This window comes from Streptomyces sp. NPDC058045, assembly GCF_042885635.1.
Classification (GTDB): Bacteria; Actinomycetota; Actinomycetes; order Streptomycetales; family Streptomycetaceae; genus Streptomyces.
This window is the reverse complement of the sequence record NZ_JBHVRR010000065.1, coordinates 1-19,998: the sequence shown is the minus strand read 5'-3', so window position 1 is coordinate 19,998 and position 19,998 is coordinate 1. Positions and strand designations below refer to the sequence as shown.

16 protein-coding genes are annotated in these 19,998 nt (G+C 70.7%); 13 read left to right on the top strand and 3 right to left on the bottom strand.

Translation table 11 applies throughout. From position 1 onward, the window contains the following. The first annotated feature begins 72 nt into the window (after positions 1–72). From ACFVST_RS26435 to serA, 4 genes are all read left to right on the top strand, one after another. Entirely contained in the window at positions 73–1,929 is a 1,857-nt protein-coding gene (locus tag ACFVST_RS26435) for an acetolactate synthase large subunit (protein WP_390156092.1), read from the top strand. Positions 1,930–1,960: 31 nt separating this feature from the next. After that, entirely contained in the window at positions 1,961–2,485 is a 525-nt protein-coding gene (gene ilvN / locus ACFVST_RS26430; RefSeq protein ID WP_390156091.1) for an acetolactate synthase small subunit, read from the top strand. A gap of 125 nt (positions 2,486–2,610) precedes the next feature. Continuing rightward, positions 2,611–3,609, top strand: coding sequence for a ketol-acid reductoisomerase (gene ilvC, locus ACFVST_RS26425; protein WP_390156090.1), 999 nt, complete (start codon positions 2,611–2,613; stop codon positions 3,607–3,609). Between the two features lie 337 nt (positions 3,610–3,946). Next, entirely contained in the window at positions 3,947–5,548 is a 1,602-nt protein-coding gene (serA, locus tag ACFVST_RS26420) for a phosphoglycerate dehydrogenase (protein ID WP_390156089.1), read from the top strand. 20 nt (positions 5,549–5,568) lie between these two features. On the opposite strand, the gene ACFVST_RS26415 is transcribed toward serA, so the two are convergent. Then, entirely contained in the window at positions 5,569–7,188 is a 1,620-nt protein-coding gene (locus ACFVST_RS26415; protein ID WP_390156088.1) for an MFS transporter, read from the bottom strand. A 123-nt stretch (positions 7,189–7,311) separates the two neighbouring features. On the opposite strand from ACFVST_RS26415, the gene ACFVST_RS26410 reads away from it, so the two are divergent. Further along, positions 7,312–7,914, top strand: a complete 603-nt coding sequence (locus ACFVST_RS26410) for a TetR/AcrR family transcriptional regulator (protein ID WP_390156087.1) — start codon at positions 7,312–7,314, stop codon at positions 7,912–7,914. Positions 7,915–7,929: 15 nt separating this feature from the next. Here the strand turns inward: ACFVST_RS26410 and ACFVST_RS26405 are convergent, their stop codons facing one another. Beyond that, the gene (locus tag ACFVST_RS26405) at positions 7,930–9,168 is read right to left on the bottom strand and encodes a PucR family transcriptional regulator (RefSeq protein ID WP_390156099.1); all 1,239 of its coding nucleotides are present in this window, start codon (positions 9,166–9,168) and stop codon (positions 7,930–7,932) included. A gap of 225 nt (positions 9,169–9,393) precedes the next feature. Here ACFVST_RS26405 and ACFVST_RS26400 point away from each other — a divergent pair, with 225 nt between their 5' ends. From ACFVST_RS26400 to cimA, 6 genes are all read left to right on the top strand, one after another. Beyond that, positions 9,394–10,320, top strand: a complete 927-nt coding sequence (locus tag ACFVST_RS26400; RefSeq protein WP_390156086.1) for a proline dehydrogenase family protein — start codon at positions 9,394–9,396, stop codon at positions 10,318–10,320. Between the two features lie 122 nt (positions 10,321–10,442). Then, positions 10,443–12,083, top strand: a complete 1,641-nt coding sequence (pruA, locus tag ACFVST_RS26395) for an L-glutamate gamma-semialdehyde dehydrogenase (RefSeq protein ID WP_390156085.1) — start codon at positions 10,443–10,445, stop codon at positions 12,081–12,083. Positions 12,084–12,432: 349 nt separating this feature from the next. Then, positions 12,433–12,576 (top strand): hypothetical protein, encoded by a 144-nt coding sequence (locus ACFVST_RS26390; protein ID WP_390156084.1) that lies wholly within the window; start codon positions 12,433–12,435, stop codon positions 12,574–12,576. A gap of 86 nt (positions 12,577–12,662) precedes the next feature. Further along, positions 12,663–13,700: a 3-isopropylmalate dehydrogenase gene (locus ACFVST_RS26385; RefSeq protein ID WP_390156083.1), complete on the top strand. Its 1,038-nt coding sequence runs from the start codon at positions 12,663–12,665 to the stop codon at positions 13,698–13,700. A gap of 247 nt (positions 13,701–13,947) precedes the next feature. Then, entirely contained in the window at positions 13,948–15,036 is a 1,089-nt protein-coding gene (locus tag ACFVST_RS26380; RefSeq protein ID WP_390156082.1) for a branched-chain amino acid aminotransferase, read from the top strand. A gap of 375 nt (positions 15,037–15,411) precedes the next feature. After that, positions 15,412–17,046 (top strand): citramalate synthase, encoded by a 1,635-nt coding sequence (cimA, locus tag ACFVST_RS26375; RefSeq protein ID WP_390156081.1) that lies wholly within the window; start codon positions 15,412–15,414, stop codon positions 17,044–17,046. Positions 17,047–17,163: 117 nt separating this feature from the next. Here the strand turns inward: cimA and ACFVST_RS26370 are convergent, their stop codons facing one another. Beyond that, positions 17,164–17,769, bottom strand: coding sequence for a YceI family protein (locus ACFVST_RS26370; protein WP_390156080.1), 606 nt, complete (start codon positions 17,767–17,769; stop codon positions 17,164–17,166). Positions 17,770–18,078: 309 nt separating this feature from the next. On the opposite strand from ACFVST_RS26370, the gene ACFVST_RS26365 reads away from it, so the two are divergent. After that, the gene (locus ACFVST_RS26365; protein ID WP_390156079.1) at positions 18,079–19,671 is read left to right on the top strand and encodes an acyl-CoA carboxylase subunit beta; all 1,593 of its coding nucleotides are present in this window, start codon (positions 18,079–18,081) and stop codon (positions 19,669–19,671) included. A gap of 26 nt (positions 19,672–19,697) precedes the next feature. Next, the gene (locus ACFVST_RS26360) at positions 19,698–19,907 is read left to right on the top strand and encodes an acyl-CoA carboxylase epsilon subunit (protein ID WP_390156098.1); all 210 of its coding nucleotides are present in this window, start codon (positions 19,698–19,700) and stop codon (positions 19,905–19,907) included. The last annotated feature ends 91 nt before the right edge of the window (positions 19,908–19,998 follow it).

Genomic DNA, 19,998 nt, shown 5'->3' with positions numbered 1-19,998 from the left:
TTGCACCAGCGCCGGTCGCCCACCGGTGAGAAAAGCACCAACCCCGCACAAACCCTCAGCATCGAGAAGAGAATGCCGATGACCGAGCAGGCCTCCGGGACCCACCATCCCCAGCCGCGGCCCCGTACCCCGGGGCAGCACACCGCACCCGTCGAGCACGTGACGGGCGCCAAGTCCCTCATCCGTGCGCTTGAGGAGGTCGGGGCCGACACGGTATTCGGAATTCCGGGCGGGGCGATCCTGCCGGCGTACGACCCGATGATGGACTCGAAGCGGGTCCGCCATGTGCTGGTGCGGCACGAGCAGGGCGCGGGCCACGCGGCCACCGGGTACGCGCAGGCCACCGGGAAGGTCGGGGTGTGCATGGCGACCTCGGGCCCCGGCGCCACCAACCTGGTCACCCCGATCGCCGACGCGCATATGGACTCCGTCCCGCTGGTCGCCATCACCGGGCAGGTCGCGTCCAAGTCGATCGGTACGGACGCCTTCCAGGAGGCGGACATCGTCGGCATCACCATGCCGATCACCAAGCACAACTTCCTGGTCACCCGCGCCGAGGACATCCCGCGGACCATCGCCGAGGCCTTCCATATCGCGGCCACCGGCCGCCCCGGCCCGGTCCTGGTGGACATCGCCAAGGACGCCCTCCAGGCGCAGACCACCTTCTCCTGGCCGCCGGCCATGGACCTGCCGGGCTACCGTCCGGTGACCAAGCCGCACGCCAAGCAGATCCGCGAGGCCGCCCGGCTGATCACCACCGCCACCCGGCCGGTGCTCTACGTCGGCGGAGGCGTCCTCAAGGCCGGCGCCACCGCCGAGTTGAAGGTCCTCGCGGAGCTGACGGGCGCCCCCGTCACCACGACGCTGATGGGCCTGGGCGCCTTCCCCGACAAGCACCCGCTGCACGTCGGGATGCCGGGTATGCACGGTGCCGTCACCGCCGTCACCGCACTGCAGAAGGCGGATCTGATCGTCGCCCTCGGCGCCCGCTTCGACGACCGGGTCACCGGCAGGCTGGACAGCTTCGCCCCGTTCGCCAAGATCGTGCACGCGGATGTGGACCCGGCGGAGATCGGGAAGAACCGGGCGGCCGACGTGCCGATCGTCGGGGACGCCCGCGAGGTCATCGCCGATCTGGTGCAGGCGGTCCAGAAGGAGCACTCCGAGGGCAACGCCGGGGACTACTCGGCCTGGTGGCGGGACCTGAACCGCTGGCGCGAGACGTACCCGCTGGGCTACGAGCAGCCGGAGGACGGTTCGCTGTCGCCGCAGCAGGTGATCGAGCGGATCGGCCAACTCGCCCCGCAGGGAACGATCTTCGCGGCGGGCGTCGGCCAGCACCAGATGTGGGCGGCGCACTTCATCGACTACGACGAGCCGGCGACCTGGCTCAACTCCGGCGGCGCCGGAACGATGGGCTACGCGGTCCCCGCCGCGCTGGGCGCCAAGGCCGGTGTGCCGGACCGCACGGTGTGGGCGATCGACGGCGACGGCTGCTTCCAGATGACCAACCAGGAACTGACCACCTGCGCCCTGAACAACATCCCCATCAAGGTCGCGGTCATCAACAACGGCGCCCTGGGCATGGTCCGCCAGTGGCAGACCCTCTTCTACAACCAGCGCTACTCCAACACCGTGCTGCACGCCGGCCCGGACGGGGAGACCCCGCCGAACAAGGGCACCCGCGTCCCCGACTTCGTGAAGCTGTCCGAGGCGATGGGCTGCCACGCGATCCGCTGCGAGCGCCCCGAGGACCTGGACAAGGCGATCGAGGAGGCCAACGCGATCAACGACCGCCCCGTCGTGATCGACTTCATCGTGCACGAGGACGCCATGGTGTGGCCGATGGTCGCCGCCGGCACCTCCAACGACGAGATCCTGGCCGCCCGGGACCTCCGCCCGGACTTCGGCGACGGCGAAGACGAGTGATCCCGGACCAGCGAAAGAGAGTCAGACAACCATGACCAAGCACACGCTCTCCGTCCTGGTCGAGAACACCCCCGGCATCCTGACCCGGATCGCCGCCCTGTTCTCCCGCCGCGGATTCAACATCGACTCCCTCGCCGTGGGCGTCACCGAACACCCGGAGATCTCCCGCATCACCATCGTGGTGAGCGTCGAGGACCTCCCGCTGGAGCAGGTCACCAAGCAGCTCAACAAGCTCGTCAACGTGCTGAAGATCGTCGAACTCGAACCGGGTTCCGCCGTGCAGCGCGAACTGGTCCTGGTGAAGGTCCGCGCCGACAACGAGACCCGCTCCCAGATCGTGGAGATCGTCCAGCTCTTCCGCGCCAAGACCGTCGACGTCTCCCCGGACGCCGTCACCATCGAGGCCACCGGTTCGAGTGACAAGCTCGAAGCGATGCTCAAGATGCTGGAGCCCTTCGGTATCAAGGAGCTGGTCCAGTCCGGCACCATCGCCATCGGCCGCGGCGCACGCTCCATCACCGACCGCAGCCTGCGTGCCCTCGACCGCAGCGCCTGACCCGCGGAACCGGGGCGCGCCCCGGTTCCGTATACCGAGACCCGAGCACCCCGGATCCGCGCCCGCCGTACGGTGGGACCCAGCAGCGGACATCTGCGAAGAACGAAATATCTAGGAGAGACCCAGTGGCCGAGCTGTTCTACGACGACGACGCCGACCTGTCCATCATCCAGGGCCGCAAGGTCGCGGTCCTCGGATACGGCAGCCAGGGCCACGCCCACGCGCTGTCCCTGCGCGACTCGGGCGTCGACGTCCGCGTCGGCCTGCACGAGGGCTCCAAGTCCCGGGCCAAGGCCGAGGAGCAGGGCCTGCGCGTGGTGACCCCGGCCGAGGCCGCCGCCGAGGCCGACGTGATCATGATCCTGGTGCCGGACCCGATCCAGGCCAAGGTCTACGAGGAGTCCGTCAAGGACAACCTCAAGGACGGCGACGCGATCTTCTTCGGCCACGGCTTCAACATCCGCTTCGGCTTCATCAAGCCCCCGGCCAACGTCGACGTGTGCATGGTCGCCCCCAAGGGCCCCGGCCACCTGGTCCGCCGCCAGTACGAGGAGGGCCGCGGCGTGCCGTGCATCGTGGCCGTCGAGCAGGACGCCACCGGCAAGGCCTTCGAGCTGGCCCTCTCCTACGCCAAGGGCATCGGCGGCACCCGCGCCGGCGTCATCAAGACGACCTTCACCGAGGAGACCGAGACCGACCTCTTCGGCGAGCAGGCCGTGCTCTGCGGCGGCACCGCCGCCCTGGTCAAGGCCGGCTTCGAGACCCTCGTCGAGGCGGGCTACCAGCCGGAGATCGCCTACTTCGAGTGCCTCCACGAGCTGAAGCTGATCGTGGACCTGATGTACGAGGGCGGCCTGGAGAAGATGCGCTGGTCCATCTCCGAGACCGCCGAGTGGGGCGACTACGTCTCCGGCCCGCGCATCGTCACCGACGGCACCAAGGCCGAGATGAAGAAGGTCCTGGGCGAGATCCAGGACGGCTCCTTCGCCAGTAACTGGATGAAGGAGTACGAGTCGGGCCTGCCCAAGTACAACGAGTACAAGAAGGCCGACGAGGAGCACCTGCTGGAGACCACCGGCAAGAAGCTGCGCAAGCTGATGAGCTGGGTCGACGACGAGGCATGACGGTCACGGACGCGGGGCCGCACCCCTGGGGGACACCCCCCGGGAGCGGCCCCGCGTCCGCGTCCGCGCCCCGTCCGGGCAGCCCGGGGGCGCCTGTCGGCCCGTGCGCCCGGGGAGCCGTCGGCACCGTCCGGCCACGGATGAGTGATCCTTCCGCGGTCGCGGTGAACACGGCTCTGACCGCCACTAGACTGCACTGCAGATTCGCGTCAGGCCCACAGCGTCGTGCGTCTTCCACGCGGCTATCCCCTCCACCGCATACGGCCGTCGGGACGGCGGCCGTCCTCTCTCGCGCTCCCGGCACGGGAGGGGGACCCAGGGACTTGTGAGGACTCACGTGAGCACTTCGTCTCCGAAGCCCGTCGTACTCATCGCCGAGGAACTGTCGCCGGCGACCGTCGACGCACTCGGCCCCGACTTCGAGATCCGCCACTGCAACGGCGCCGACCGGGCCGAGCTGATCCCCGCCGTCGCCGGGGCCGACGCGATCCTGGTCCGCTCCGCCACCAAGGTGGACGCCGAGGCCATCGCCGCCGCGAAGAAGCTCCGGGTGGTGGCCCGCGCCGGAGTCGGCCTCGACAACGTCGACGTCTCCGCCGCCACCAAGGCCGGCGTGATGGTCGTCAACGCCCCGACGTCCAACATCGTCACCGCGGCCGAGCTGGCCTGCGGCCTGCTCCTCGGCACCGCCCGCAACATCCCGCAGGCCAACACCGCGCTCAAGAACGGCGAGTGGAAGCGGTCCAAGTACACGGGTGTGGAGCTGGCCGAGAAGACCCTCGGTGTCGTCGGCCTCGGCCGGATCGGTGCGCTGGTCGCCCAGCGGATGTCCGCCTTCGGCATGAAGGTCGTCGCCTATGACCCGTATGTGCAGCCGGCGCGGGCCGCGCAGATGGGCGTCAAGGTCGTCTCCCTGGACGAGCTGCTGGAGATGTCCGACTTCATCACCGTGCACCTGCCGAAGACACCGGAGACCGTCGGCCTCATCGGCGACGAGGCCCTGCACAAGGTGAAGCCCTCCGTCCGGATCGTCAACGCGGCCCGTGGCGGCATCGTCGACGAGGAGGCGCTGTACTCGGCGCTCAAGGAGGGCCGCGTCGCCGGCGCCGGGCTCGACGTCTACGCCAAGGAGCCCTGCACCGACTCGCCGCTGTTCCAGTTCGACCAGGTCGTCTGCACCCCGCACCTCGGCGCCTCCACCGACGAGGCCCAGGAGAAGGCCGGGATCGCCGTCGCCAGGTCGGTACGGCTCGCCCTCGCCGGTGAGCTGGTGCCGGACGCGGTCAACGTCCAGGGCGGCGTCATCGCCGAGGACGTACGCCCCGGCCTGCCGCTCGCCGAGAAGCTCGGCCGTATCTTCACCACCCTCGCCGGCGAGGTCGCCGTCCGCCTGGACGTCGAGGTGTACGGCGAGATCACCCAGCACGATGTGAAGGTGCTCGAACTCTCCGCTCTCAAGGGCGTGTTCGAGGATGTCGTGGACGAGACGGTGTCCTATGTGAACGCCCCGCTCTTCGCCCAGGAGCGCGGTGTCGAGGTGCGCCTCACCACCAGCAGCGAGTCCTCCGACCACCGGAACGTGGTCGTGGTCCGCGGCACCCTCGGCGACGGCCAGGAGGTGTCCGTCTCCGGCACCCTGGCCGGCCCCAAGCACCACCAGAAGCTGGTCGCCGTCGGCGAGTACGACGTGGACCTCGCCCTCGCCGACCACATGGTGGTGCTGCGCTACGCGGACCGCCCCGGTGTCGTCGGCACCGTCGGCCGTGTCCTCGGTGAGGCCGGGATCAACATCGCCGGGATGCAGGTCGCCCGTGCCGCGGCCGGCGGCGAGGCGCTGGCCGTGCTCACGGTGGACGACACGGTGCCGGCGCCGGTCCTCGGCGAGCTGGCGGAGGAGATCGGCGCGACCTCGGCCAGGTCCGTGAACCTGGCCGACTAGTCCGGGCGTCCCCCCGCCCCTCAGATACCGGACGGGCTGACCTCGTCCTCAAGTACCGTACGGACAGGGGGAGTTGGACCCGGCTTCCCTTCGAGCGCCGTATCGGCCGTATCACCGGCCGGTGCGGCGCTCGGGTGCGTCCGAAGGGTGCGCAGGGCGACGAGCGCCGCGCCCAGCAGTACGGCCGCCGCGGTCAGCGCCGCCACCGCCATCCCGTCGGTGAAGGCGCCCCGGGCCGCGTCCAGCAGGGCGGCACCGGTCCGGTCGGGCAGCGAGCGGGCCACCGCGAGCGCCCCGCCGAGGGTCTCCCCGGCCGCGTCCGGCGCCCCGGCCGGCATCCGGTGCCGGAAGACCGCGGTACCCACCGAGCCCAGCACCGCCATCCCCAGCGCCCCGCCGAACTCCTGCCCGGTCTCCAGCACCGAGGACGCGGTACCGGCCCGCTGCACTGGGGCCGCCGCCAGCCCCAGGTTCGTCATCTGCGACAGCACGGTGACGATCCCGGCGGCCAGCACCCCGGCGCCGGCCAGCACCAGCCACAGCGAGTCGGTGCCCGCCCCGGCCAGCAGCCCGAACCCGCAGGCGGCGACGGTGAACCCGCCCGCCACCACCCGGCCCCGGTCCACGCCCCGCTGGACGAGTGCGGTGGTCAGCGGCGCGGCCACCCCGATCAGCACCGAGGGCAGCAGGGACCACAGCGCCGCCTCCATGGCGCTCTTGCCGAGCACCGACTGCAGGTACTGGGTGGTGAAGAAGGCGGAGCCCAGCATGGCGAAGGACGCCACCAGACCGAGACCGAGGGCAGGGGCGAAGCCGCCGGAACGGAAGAGGTCCGGCGGGATCAGCGGCGATGCGGCGGTGCGCTGCCGCCGTACGAAGAGGGCGGCGCCGACCAGGCCGAGGAGGATCGCGGCCACATACGGGGCGCGGAAGCCCTCCTCGGGGATCTCCTTGATGCCGTAGACCACGGGCAGTACGGCGGCCATCGACAGCGGCACGCTCAGCAGGTCGAAGCGGCCCGGCCGCGGGTCGCGGGACTCGGGCAGCAGGACCGGGCCGAGGACCAGCAGCAGCGCCATCGCGGGCAGATTGACCAGGAAGACCGAGCCCCACCAGAAGTGCTGGACCAGGGCACCGCTCAGTACCGAGCCGAGGGCGATCCCGCCGGTCATCACCCCGGACCAGAGGCCGATGGCCTTCGCCCGCTGGGCGGGGTCGGTGAACATGGTGCGCAGCAGCGCCATGGTGGACGGCATCAGCGTGGCGCCGCCGATGCCCAGGACCGCGCGGGCCGCGATCAGCACCTCGGCGCTGGGCGCGTAGGCGGCGGCCGCGGAGGCGGTACCGAAGGCGGCGGCGCCGAGCAGAAGCAGTCGGCGGCGGCCGATGCGGTCGCCGATCGCGCCCATCGGCATCAGCAGTCCGGCGAGGACGAAGCCGTAGACGTCGAAGATCCACAACTGCTGGGTGCCGCTGGGCGCGAGGTCGGCGTTGATCGAGGGGACCGCGAAGAACAGCACCGAGACATCCATGGAGACCAGGAGCAGCGGCAGCATCAGCACCACCAGCGCGGTCCATTCACGGCGTCCGGCGAGGACGGTGGTTGTCGGCGGTCGGTCGGATGCGCAGGTCTGTGTCATGGCAGCGACCATACGGCCGTTCTATACACTTGTCTAGAACGAGCGTATAGAACGGCCGTATGGAACATGTGTATGAGACGCACGTATGGGACGCTTGTCTGCGAGCTGGATAGGGTGGCGGGTATGGGACACCGTGAGGATCTGCTGGAGGGCGCCAAGCGCTGCCTGCTCGACAAGGGCTTCGTGGGCAGCACCGCGCGCGACATCGTCCGCGAGTCGGGGACCAATCTGGCCTCCATCGGCTACCACTACGGCTCCAAGAGCGCCCTGCTCGCCCAGGCCTACATCAGCCTCATGGAGGGCCTGGGCGACGCCTTCGGCCAGGTCGCACCAGGTGACGACGGCGGCGAGGACGGTTCGCTGGAGCGCTTCGAGGCGGTGTGGGCCAAGGTCGTCGACACCTTCGAGGAGGCCCGCCCGATCTGGCGGCTCAGCGTCGAAGTCGTCCTCCAGGGCGACCGGCTGCCCGGCGTCCGCGAGCAACTGGCCGAGGCCTCCTACGAGGGGCGGCGCGGCATGATCCCCCTCTTCCAGGGCGGCGCCGAACCGGAACCGGGGGAGCCGTCGACGCGGACCCTCGGCGGCTTCTACCAGACACTGCTCAACGGCCTGATGTTCCAGTGGCTCTTCGACCCGGCCTCCGCCACCACCGCCCCCCAACTCACCGAAGGGCTGCGGCAGATCATGACCGGGGCGGGCGCACCGCCGCCGAAGAAGCGGTCCTGACCGGGCCGCGGCAGGTCAGAGCCGTGACCCCTTGAGCGCCATGTGCAGCAGCAGCCGGTCCTCGCCGTCGTCCAGGTCGAGCGCGGTGAGCTGCTCCACCCGGGACAGCCGGTAGTAGAGGGTCTGCCGGTGGATGCCCAACTCGGCGGCGGTACGGCCGGCTTGGCCCGCGCAGTCCAGATAGGCCTCGGCGGTGCGGGCCAGCTCCCGGTGGGCCGGCGCCAGCAGATCCCGTACCAGCGGGTCATGGGTGGTGCCCGGGGGCAGCGCGGTGAGCATCCGGTACGGGCCGATCGCGGACCACTCGGCGACCGGGCCGAGCCGCTCCTCGGCCAGCGCTGCGCGCGCCGCCGCCGCGGCCTCCCGCCACGCCTCGCCCAACTCGCCCAGCCCGTCCCGCACCCCGGCGACCCCGGCCGCTACCCGCACCTCCGCACCCGCCTCGGCCGTGGTGGACGCCGACTCGCGGAGCCGGGCCGCCGCCGAGCGGGCCGGGGTGAGCACGGTGCTGGCCCGCAGCCGCACCAGCAGCGCCAGACTGTGCCCGGTCGCGCCCCACGGCACCGTGCACAGCGCAGCCCCGCCCGGCACCGTCGCCAGTGGCGGCGCGTCCCCCGGGTCGGCCGACGGCCAGGGCGCCACGCACACCACGGTGTGCAGCCCCTCCGCCGCCCCGCCCGGCCCCGCCCCGAGCGCGGTACGCAGCGCGGCCAGCGACATGTCCCGCTGCCAGCCGGGCTCCGCGGTGAGCACCGCACGGAACTCCCGGCTCAGATCGGCGCCCGCCTGCGCCTCGTCGGCCAGCAGGTCACCGATCCGGGCGGCCACCTCCATCGCGGCCGAGAGCTGCTGGGCGGTGGGGCCGGGCTCGTCGTCCAGCAGCCACACATAGCCGAGCACCACACCCCGGTGGCGTACCGGGAGGCAGAGCCGGCCGCGGTGCACGCCGGCCTTGGGGGAGACCGGGATCCGTACCGGGCCGGTGGCGCGGGTGATGCCGAAGCCCTCGAACCAGGTGCGGACGGCGGTGGTGGAACGCCGGGTCAGGATGGTCCGGGTGCGGACCGGGTCGAGGGTGGACTCGTCGAATTCGCCGGCGGAGCCGTCGCGGTCCTGGGCGCCGAAGGCGATCAGCCGGAAGTCCCGGTCCTCCAGGGTGGCGGGTGCGCCGAGCAGCGCGGAGATCTCATCGACCAGGTCCTGGTAGTCGCCCTTCACCCCGCCATTCTCCCGCACCGGGGGCCGCCGCTTCATACAGATGTCTGAGGTGGCGGCCACAGATGCGTGACAGGTGTCGCTGGCAGGCCCGGCGGGCGGACCGCAGAATGCGAGGTGGCTCCCCGTGCCGTACCGGTCTGCCCTGATTGCACTGTGGTTCCGCCTGTATCCACCGTTGTCCGGTGGTACGGGGTGGTATCCGGTGGCTTTTCGGGCAGGATTGCTGGTGCGGACACCTGTTCTACTCCGTGGAGGTGCCCCGTGCTGGGACCCGTGATCCTCGCCGCGTCGCGGAGCGACGCCATGCGGCGCTTCGTGTCGGCGGCGCCCGGCACCAGGCAGGTCGTCGCCCGCTTCATCGCCGGTGAGTCCGTCGAGCAGGTCGTGTCCGTGATACGGGAGACCGCCGCCCAAGGGCTGGAACTCACCCTCGATGTGGTCGGCGAGGACATCACCACCCCCGCCCAGGCCGCCGCCGCCCGCGACGCCTACCTCGAACTCATCGAGCATCTCAAGGAGTTGGGCCTCGGCGAGCGCGCCGAGATGTCGGTGAAGCTGTCGATGTTCGGCCAGGCGCTGGCACAGGGCGACCGGCTGGCGCTGGCCAACGTCCGGCCCGTGGTCGAGGCGGCGCACGCGATCGGCACCACGGTCACCCTGGACGCCGAGGACCACACCACCCTGGACTCGATGTTCGCCATCCACGAGGAGCTGCGGACGGACTTCCCCGGCACCGGCTGCGTCATCCAGGCCTACCTCTTCCGCACCGAGGACGACGCCCGCCGCCTCGCCGCCTGCGGCAGCCGCGTCCGCCTGGTCAAGGGCGCGTACAAGGAGCCCGCCTCCGTCGCCCACCAGGACAGGGCGGAGATCGACCGCGCCTATGTCCGTATCCTGCGCACCCTGATGGAGGGCGAGGGCTACCCCATGGTCGGCTCGCACGACCCGCGCCTCATCTCCATCGCCCAGGAACTCGCCCGCCGCGCCGGACGGAAGAACGACGACTACGAGTTCCAGATGCTGTACGGCATCCGCAGCGAGGAGCACCACCGGCTCGCCGCCGAGGGCCACCGGATGCGGGTCTACACCGCGTACGGCACCGACTGGTACGGCTACTTCATGCGGCGCCTCGCGGAGAAGCCGGCCAATCTGCTGTTCTTCGGGCGCTCGCTGCTCACCAGGAACTGACCACCGCGAGCCCCACCACGACCGCCAGGACCGACAGGAGCTGATCACGGAAATGGCCACCAGGAACTGAACACGGTCACCGCACCAGGCAGCACACCCCCCAGCAAGGAGTAACGAGACACATGGACGCCGTCACCCAGGTCCCCGCCCCGGTCAACGAGCCGGTGCACGGTTACGCGCCCGGCTCCCCGGAGCGTGCCCGGCTGGAGGCCAAGCTCAAGGAGCTGGCCGAGAACCCCGTCGACCTCCCCATGACCATCGGCGGGGTGAAGCGGCTCGGCGGCGGTGAGCCGTTCCAGGTGGTGCAGCCGCACAACCACAAGGCCGTTCTCGGCACCGCCCGGCACGCCACCACCGAGGACGCAAAGGAGGCGGTCGACGCCGCCCTGGCCGCCGCCCCCGCCTGGCGCGCGCTCTCCTTCGACGACCGCGCCGCGATCATCCTGCGCGCCGCCGACCTGCTCTCCGGCCCGTGGCGCGAGACCATCGCCGCCGCCACCATGCTCGGCCAGTCCAAGACCGCCCAGCAGGCCGAGATCGACAGCCCCTGCGAACTGGTCGACTTCTGGCGCTTCAACGTGAAGTACGCCCGCGACCTGCTCGCCCAGCAGCCGGTGGCCAACTCCCCAGGTGTGTGGAACCAGTTGGACCACCGCCCGCTGGAGGGCTTCGTCTACGCGATCACGCCGTTCAACTTCTCCGCGATCGCCGGCAACCTGCCCACCGCGCCCGCCCTGATGGGCAACGTCGTGGTGTGGAAGCCGTCCCCGACGCAGACGCTGGCCGCGGTGCTGCTGATGCGGTTGCTGGAGGAGGCCGGGCTGCCCAAGGGCGTCATCAACCTGGTCACCGGCGACGGCGTCGCCGTCTCCGAGGTGGCCCTGCACCACCGCGACCTGGCCGGGATCCACTTCACCGGATCCACCAGGACCTTCCAGCACCTGTGGAAGACCGTCGGCCAGAACATCGAGAAGTACCGCACCTACCCGCGGCTGGTCGGCGAGACCGGCGGCAAGGACTTCCTCGTCGCCCACCCCAGCGCCGACCGCGCGGTGCTGAGGACCGCACTGACCCGCGGCGCCTTCGAGTACCAGGGCCAGAAGTGCTCGGCCACCTCCCGCGCCTACATCCCGGCCTCCATCTGGAACTCGGGCTTCAAGGAGGAGTTCGCGGCCGAGGTCGACGGCCTCGCCATGGGCGACGTCACCGACCTGGCCAACTTCGTCGGCGCCGTCATCGACGAGCGCGCCTTCGCCAAGAACAAGGCCGCCATCGACCGCGCCGAGGCCGACGACACCTGCACCATCGTGGCCGGCGGCAGCTACGACGACTCGGTGGGCTACTTCGTCCGCCCGACCGTCGTGGAGTGCTCCGACCCCGAGAACGAGGTCTTCCGCACCGAGTACTTCGGCCCCTTCCTCGCCGTGCACGTCTACGACGACTCGGCCGAGGGCGCCTACGACGCGATGCTGACCCAGATGGAGTCGGTCTCCGAGTACGCGCTCACCGGCTCCGTCGTCGCCAGCGACCGCGCCGCCGCCGCCTACACCCGCGACAAGCTGCGCTACGCGGCGGGCAACTTCTACATCAACGACAAGTCGACCGGTGCCGTCGTCGGCCAGCAGCCCTTCGGCGGGGGCCGCGCCTCCGGCACCAACGACAAGGCGGGCGCCCCGCAGAACCTGATGCGCTGGACCCTGACCCGCGCCATCAAGGACACCACCGTCTCCCCGACCGACTACCGCTACCCGCACATGGGCTGACCCCCGCCGGCCCACCACCAGGAGCCCCGCCCGCGCCTCGCCGCCCGGTCGGGGCTCCGCCGTGTCCGGGCCCGCACCCGCCGCGAGCCCCGGTCAGGGCGGGTGCCGTCTCAGATAGTAGGAAGTCCGAGTAACTGTGGAGACAGCGGCGGCTTCCTGTCCTAGCTTTGTAGGAGCCGAACGAAATCGCTCCATCGAGCGAAGGCGGTTGCGAGCCGGTGCCCGGTCGATGCCCTTGCGGCGGACCGGAGCAGGTGATCCCTGCGGCGCGGTGCATCCCGCCCCTGAGGCGTCTCGTCATCCCTCCGTACTCCCGGACGCCCGTCCGGACCCCAAGGAGTCGATCGCCATGCCCGAGACGACTGTCCGCCGCCGTGTCCGCCACGCCTCCACCGCCCGCGACGCCGACCGCCGCAACGCGGCCGCCGCCCTCCAGCGCGCTCTCGACCGCCGCGACAACGGCGGCGAGACCGGCCACGACCCCCGGCGCTGACCGCACGGACGCCTCCGCATACGGGGTCCCGTCCGGATGCTGGACCCCGTATGTCATTCATTGGGACGGAGAGTAGGGTGCCGGGCATGTCGCGCAGCATCAACCTCGCAGTGATCCCCGGAGACGGTATCGGCCCCGAGGTCGTGGCCCAGGGGCTCAAGGTCCTCCGTGCCGCCCTCCCGCAGGACGTCAAGCTGGAGGCGACCGAGTACGACCTCGGCGCCCGCCGCTGGCACCGCACCGGGGAGACCCTTCCCGACGCGGAGCTGGCCGCGCTGAAGCAGCACGACGCCATCCTGCTCGGCGCCATCGGCGACCCCTCGGTGCCGTCGGGCACCCTGGAGCGCGGGCTGCTGCTCAGACTGCGGTTCGCCTTCGACCACTATGTGAACCTCCGGCCGAGCAGGCTCTTCCCCAACACGGCCACCCCGCTCGCCGGCCGCCCCGACATCGACTTCGTGGTGGTCCGCGAGGGCACCGAGGGCCCCTACACCGGCAACGGCGGCTCGCTGCGCACCGGCACCCCCGCCGAGGTCGCCACCGAGGTCAGCGTCAACACCGCCTACGGTGTGGAGCGCGTGGTCCGCGACGCCTTCGAGCGGGCCCAGGCCCGGCCCCGCCGCAAGCTGACCCTCGTCCACAAGAACAACGTCCTGGTCCACGCCGGCCACCTGTGGAAGAACATCTTCGACCGCGTCGCCGCCGAGTACCCGGACGTCACCACGGACTACCTGCATGTGGACGCGGCGACGATCTTCTTCGTCACCCAGCCCGAGCGCTTCGACGTGATCGTCACCGACAACCTCTTCGGCGACATCCTCACCGACCTCGCCGCGGCCGTCACCGGCGGCATCGGCCTGGCCGCCTCCGGGAACATCAACCCGACCGGGGAGTTCCCCTCGATGTTCGAGCCGGTCCACGGCTCCGCGCCGGACATCGCCGGACAGGGCAAGGCCGACCCCACGGCCACCGTCCTCTCCGCCGCCCTCCTGCTGCGCCACCTCGGCCACGAGTCCGAGGCCGCCCGGATCGAGGCAGCCGTCTCCGCCGACCTCGCGGAGCGCGACGGCGCCCGCAGCACGGACGCCGTCGGCGACGCGCTCGCCGCACGAGTAGCCGGCTGATCCGGCGACGCACCCCCCGGGAAGCCGCCGGACCCCAGGGCCATGCCCGGGGAACCCGGCGGCTTCCCGTCTGCGGCCGCCGGGTGCCACCATCGAACCAGGGCCGCACCCACACTGTTCCGACCATGGACTCCCGCGGGCGATAATCGGACGCGGGACCGCGGATTGCAGTGACGCTCGGACGTCCTAGTACCGGAAGTACAGGCACGAGCGCGGTCCGTCACACCGACGTGAAGGACAACGACCCATGACGACGCCGACGATCGAGTTGAAGCCGACCGCCCACCCGCTGCCCGCAGAACAGCGCGAGGCCATCCTGGCCGACCCCGGATTCGGCCGGCACTTCACCGACCACATGGTGACCATCCGGTGGACCGAGGGCCGCGGCTGGCACGACGCACAACTCGTCCCGTACGGGCCGCTCTCCATCGACCCCGCCACCAGCGTGCTGCACTACGCGCAGGAGATCTTCGAGGGCCTCAAGGCGTACCGCCGCCCCGACGGCAGCGTCGCCACCTTCCGCCCCGAGGCCAACGCCCGCCGCTTCCAGTCCTCCGCCCGCCGCCTCGCCATGCCCGAACTACCCGAGGAGACCTTCCTCGCGGCCTGCGACGCACTGGTCCGCCAGGACCGCGACTGGGTCCCCGCGCACGGCGGCGAGGAGTCCCTCTATCTGCGGCCCTTCATGGTCGCCACCGAGGTCGGTCTCGGTGTCCGCCCCGCCAACGAGTACCTCTTCCTGGTCATCGCCTCGCCGGCCGGCGCCTACTTCCCCGGCGGGGTGCGGCCCGTCTCCATCTGGATCTCCGAGGACCGCGTCCGCGCCGTCCCGGGCGGCGTCGGCGACGCCAAGACCGGCGGCAACTACGCCGCCTCCCTCCTCGCCCAGGCCGAGGCCGCCGCCCAGGGCTGCGACCAGGTCGCCTACCTCGACGCCGTGGACCACAAGTGGGTCGAGGAACTCGGCGGCATGAACCTGTACTTCGTGTACGGCGACCGGATCGTCACCCCCGCCCTCTCCGGCTCGCTGCTGGCCGGCGTCACCCGCGACTCGCTGCTCTCCGTCGCCGGCGACCTCGGCTACCCGGCCGAGGAGGGCCGCGTCAGCATCGACCAGTGGCGCGCCGACACCGAGAACGGCACCCTCACCGAGGTCTTCGCCTGCGGCACCGCCGCCGTCATCACCCCCGTCGGCTCGGTCCGCACCAAGGGCGGCGACTGGACCCAGGGCGACGGCGGCCCCGGCGAGGTCACCATGAGGCTGCGCTCCGCCCTCCTCGACATCCAGCGCGGCATCACCGAGGACAAGCACGGCTGGATGCACCAACTGGGCTGACCCGGTACGCCGTCCCGTCCGGGCAGCCCGCGTCCGGTGCCCGGACGGGACGGCGGTGACCAGCGGTCCGGCAGGGGTCGGCGCCCGCATGATGAGACGGGTTCCCTGCGGCGCGGAGCACTGTGGTTGACTGCGGGCGTGTCCTCGTTCGTCATGATTATTGGCAGCAGGCGCGCCGGTCCGCAGTGACACTGACCGTGGAAGACCCCCGCGGCAGTGGCATCGTGCCCCAGACCCGCGCGCAGACCTCTCGCACCCGCGAGGGGTTTTTTTCGTATCCGGCCCCGATCGGGCCAGGAACGGGAGGCGCGCGATGATGGGGGCAAGTGGAGCCATGAATTCCGGAGCCACTCATCCGACAGGAGTCACACAGCCATGAACAGCACCCGCCAGGCCGCCGGTGACGGCGACGCCCGCGACGAACGCGGCGACGGCTTCCATGTCTTCGACACCACCCTGCGCGACGGCGCGCAGCGCGAGGGCATCAACCTGACGGTCGCCGACAAGCTGGCCATCGCACGGCACCTGGACGAGTTCGGCGTCGGCTTCATCGAGGGCGGCTGGCCCGGGGCCAACCCGCGCGACACCGAGTTCTTCGCCCGCGCCCAGCAGGAGATCACCTTCCGCAACGCGCGGCTCGTCGCCTTCGGCGCCACCCGCCGCGCCGGCATCACCGCCGCCGAGGACCCCCAGGTACGGGCACTCGCCGAGGCCGGCGCCCCCGTCATCACCCTGGTCGCCAAGGCCCACGACCGGCATGTCGAACTCGCCCTGCGCACCACCCTGGACGAGAACCTCGCCATGGTCCGGGACACCGTCTCCCACCTCGTCGGACTCGGCCGCCGCGTCTTCGTCGACTGCGAGCACTTCTTCGACGGCTACCGCGCCAACCCCGCCTACGCCACCTCCGTGGTGCGCACCGCCACCGAGGCCGGCGCCGATGTCGTCGTCCTCTGCGACACCAACGGCGGGATGCTCCCCGCACAGATCCACGCCACCGTCGCCACCGTCCTCGCCGACACCGGCGCCCGCCTCGGCATCCACGCCCAGGACGACACCGGCTGCGCCGTCGCCAACACCCTCGCCGCGGTCGACGCCGGCGCCACCCACGTCCAGTGCACCGCCAACGGCTACGGCGAGCGCGTCGGCAACGCCAACCTCTTCCCCGTCGTCGCCGCCCTGGAGCTGAAGTACGACCGGCGGGTGCTGCCCGAGGGCAGCCTGCGGGAGATGACGCGCGTCTCGCACGCCATCGCCGAGGTCGTCAACCTCGCGCCCTCCACCCACCAGCCCTATGTGGGCCTCTCCGCCTTCGCCCACAAGGCCGGACTGCACGCCTCCGCCATCAAGGTCGACCCCGACCTCTACCAGCACATCGACCCCGAACTCGTCGGCAACCGGCTGCGGATGCTCGTCTCCGACATGGCCGGCCGCGCCTCCATCGAACTCAAGGGCCGGGAACTCGGCATCGACCTCGGCGGCGACCGGGAACTCGTCGGCCGCGTCGTGGCGCGCGTCAAGGAACGCGAACTCAAGGGCTACAGCTACGAGGCCGCCGACGCCTCCTTCGAACTGCTGCTGCGGGAGGAGGCCGAGGGCCGCGCCCGCCGCTTCTTCCGCACCGAGTCCTGGCGCGCCATCGCCGAGGACCGCCCGGACGGCAGCCACGCCAACGAGGCCACCGTCAAGCTGTGGGCCAAGGGCGAGCGGATCGTCGCCACCGGCGAGGGCAACGGCCCCGTCAACGCCCTCGACCGGGCGCTGCGCGTGGCCCTGGAACGCTTCCATCCGCAGCTCGGCAAGCTGGAGTTGGTCGACTACAAGGTCCGCATCCTGGAGGGCCGGCACGGCACCCAGTCCACCACCCGGGTCCTGATCTCCACCACCGACGGCGACGGCGAGTGGTCCACCGTGGGCGTCGCGGAGAACGTCATCGCCGCCTCCTGGGAGGCCCTGGAGGACGCCTACACCTATGGACTGCTGCGCGCCGGGGTCGAGCCCACGGAGTGACCCGGGCCGACGCTGCCACCTCCGTACAGACAAGTCCGCCCGGTGCCGAACTGCTCGGCTTCCGGGCGGACTTGAGGGGAGTCGGTCGACTCGGCGGTGTCACCGCGGGGTGTGCGGTCAGGCGGCGGCCTTGATCGCGGAGATGTCGAAGACCAGCTTGATCTTGTCGGAGATCAGCACGCCACCGGTCTCCAGTGCGGCGTTCCAGGTCAGGCCCCACTCGGAGCGCAGCAGTTCGGCCTTGCCCTCGAAGCCGACCCGCTCGTTGCCGAAGGGGTCCGTGGCCGCGCCGTTGAACTCCAGGTCGATGCTGATCGGGCGGGTGGTGCCGAGGATGCTCAGCTCACCGGTGATGCGGTAGTCGTCGCCGCCCAGGGCCTCGGCGGAGGTGGAGCGGAACGTCATCGTCGGGTGGTTCTCGATGTCGAAGAAGTCGGCGCTCTTGAGGTGGCCGTCGCGGTCGGCGGAGCCGGTGTCGATGCTCTCCATCCGCACGTCGAAGGAGGCGGAGGAGCGGGACGGGTCGGCGGCGTCGAGCTGGAGGGTGCCCTCGAAGTCGGAGAAGCCGCCCTTGACGTTGGTGACCATGGCGTGCCGGGCGACGAAGCCGAGCGAGGAGTGCGCCGGGTCGACGGTCCAGGCACCGGTCAGCGACGCGGGACGGGGGGCGGCCTCCGCGGCGGGGGCGGCGGCGTGGTCGGACTTGCGGCCGAAGATGCTCATCGAATGCTCCTTGGGGGACGGTTGCTCCGGGGCCGCGGACGAGAACCCGAAGCGGCGAAGCGCTTTAACCTTCAACGACTTCGACTGTAGACCCATTATGTTCAACTTTCAACATCTAGGCTCCGATGCCCGTCATGTGAGCCACGTTACGGTTACGCCATTTGTGCGCCTCCTACAATGCGGACCGGCCGCGAGCAGGCACTTCGCGCCCGTCGCCGCGCGGTTCTGTCCGGGCCTACCAGGAAAACGGCCCGGAGACTGTACGGAGTCGACTGCACGTTTCGCGGCCAGGGTTCGTAAGGTCGCTACATGACCGTTGTGGACAAGACTGCCTCTCCTCAGGGTGAGCCCACCGATGCCCGCGGGCGGGTGGCCGAGTTGCACGCGATGCGTGCGGCGGCGGTGGCGGGGCCGAGTGAGAAGGCCACCGAGGCGCAGCACGCCAAGGGGAAGCTGACGGCGCGGGAGCGGATCGGGCTGCTACTGGACCCGGACTCGTTCCATGAGGTCGAGCAGTTGCGGCGGCACCGGGCCACCGGCTTCGGCCTGGAGGCGAAGCGGCCGTACACCGACGGTGTGATCACGGGCTGGGGCACGGTCGAGGGCCGGACCGTGTTCGTGTACGCCCATGACTTCCGGATCTTCGGCGGTGCGCTGGGTGAGGCACACGCCTCGAAGATCCACAAGATCATGGATATGGCGATCGCGGCCGGTGCGCCGCTGGTGTCGCTGAACGACGGCGCCGGTGCCCGCATTCAGGAGGGCGTGAGCGCGCTCGCCGGTTATGGCGGGATTTTCCAGCGCAATACGCGGGCGTCCGGTGTGATTCCGCAGATCAGTGTGATGCTGGGCCCGTGCGCCGGCGGTGCCGCCTACAGCCCGGCGCTCACGGATTTCGTGTTCATGGTGCGGGACACCTCGCAGATGTTCATCACCGGCCCCGACGTGGTGAAGGCCGTGACGGGTGAGGAAATCACCCAGAACGGTCTGGGCGGCGCGGATGTGCACGCGGAGACTTCCGGGGTCTGCCACTTCGCCTATGACGACGAGGAGACCTGCCTCGCCGAAGTCCGCTATCTCCTCTCCATGCTCCCGCAGAACAACCGGGAGAATCCGCCCCTGGTGGCGACCGAGGACCCGGTGGAGCGCCGTGCGGAGGCCCTCCTGGACCTGGTGCCGGCGGACGGCAACCGGCCGTACGACATGGTCAAGGTGATCGAGGAGATCGTCGACGACGGCGATTACCTGGAGGTCCACGAGCGGTGGGCGCGCAATATCATCTGCGCGCTGGCCCGGTTGGACGGACAGGTGGTCGGAATTGTGGCGAATCAGCCGCAGTCCCTGGCCGGGGTCCTGGATATCGAGGCGTCCGAGAAGGCTGCGCGCTTTGTGCAGATGTGCGACGCATTCAATATCCCGATCGTGACATTGCTGGATGTGCCGGGATTCCTGCCGGGTGTGGATCAGGAACACGGCGGCATCATCCGGCACGGGGCGAAGCTGCTGTATGCGTACTGCAATGCGACGGTGCCGCGAATTTCGCTGATTCTGCGAAAGGCGTACGGCGGCGCGTATATCGTGATGGACTCGCAGTCGATCGGTGCGGATCTGACGTATGCGTGGCCGACGAACGAGATCGCTGTGATGGGTGCCGAAGGCGCGGCGAATGTGATCTTCCGTCGGCAGATCGCGGGCTCCGAGGACCCGGAGGCGATGCGGTCGCGGATGGTCAAGGAGTACAAGGCCGAGCTGATGCATCCGTACTACGCGGCGGAGCGCGGACTGGTCGACGATGTGATCGACCCGTCCGAGACCCGCGAGATGCTGGCCGCCGCACTGGCCATGCTCCGCACCAAGCACGCCGACCTGCCGTCCCGCAAGCACGGCAACCCACCGCAGTGACCCGAGGAGTTTCTGCCATGACCGCCATGAACGCCAAGACCGCCAGGAACACCGACGACATCCGCGTCGAGAAGGGCCATGCCGAGCCCGAGGAGGTCGCCGCCATCACGGCGCTCCTGCTGGCCCGTGCCGCCGCCCGCCCCTCGACCGCCCCGGCCCACCGCGGCCGCACCCGTGCGGGGTGGCGCCGTCTGGAGCGCGAGTCGGGCTTCCGCGCACCGCACAGCTGGCGCTGAGCGGGGGCGCCCCGCTAGGGGCGCGGGGAACTGCGCGATCAACCCGTGACGGCCTGAGGCCGACAACTCATCTGCTGTTGCAGGTAGTTGT